1 pseudogene is annotated in these 622 nt (G+C 48.1%); it reads left to right on the top strand.

The annotated features are described in order from the left end of the window. A pseudogene (locus AB4512_RS22475) lies at positions 1-622 on the top strand (ATP-dependent DNA helicase DinG); the annotation flags it as partial.

Raw genomic sequence — 622 nt, 5'->3', positions numbered from 1 at the left:
GCAGACAGCGTTATTGTTGTTCCGAAAAGCTAGCCGCTGCCTGCGGGGTTGATGGCGGACAAATGGCCATGTTCGAATCTAAGCCAAAGAAGAAGGATATCGACCAACTTCAAACCATGTATCGTAGCCTAACCCAAGGTAAATGGGATGGTGACCGTGATTCGTGGCCAAAACCCATCGACAACATGATTTGGCAGATGATTGTCAGCGATAAGCACAGCTGTAACAACAGTATGCCTACGCATAGAGACTGCCCTTTCCAGAAAGCTCGCTCAGAGCTAGATAAAGCAGACGTGATTATCGCCAATCACAGTTTAGTGATGGCTGATGCAGACTTAGGCGGCGGCGTGATACTGCCTGAACCAGAAAATAGCATCTATATATTCGATGAAGCTCACCATTTACCGCATGTAGCCAGAGATCACTCTTCTGCGGCTGCGAGCTTAAAAGGCGCAGCATCGTGGTTGGAGCGTTTGAATCAATCAATCACTAAGCTTTCAGGCCTCGCTGACGAGAAACGTGTCCATCGATTTCGAAATGAGCTGCAAGACTCAGTGCAACAGCTGATCCCTACCCTGACTCAAATGAGTAAACAGTTTGACGCTAACCACTTTGAAGACGG

The organism is Vibrio sp. 10N.222.52.B7 (genome assembly GCF_041474275.1).
Taxonomy (GTDB): Bacteria; Pseudomonadota; Gammaproteobacteria; order Enterobacterales; family Vibrionaceae; genus Vibrio; species Vibrio crassostreae_C.
Note: the sequence above shows the minus strand (reverse complement) of the source record. Positions and strands in the feature narration are given on the sequence as shown.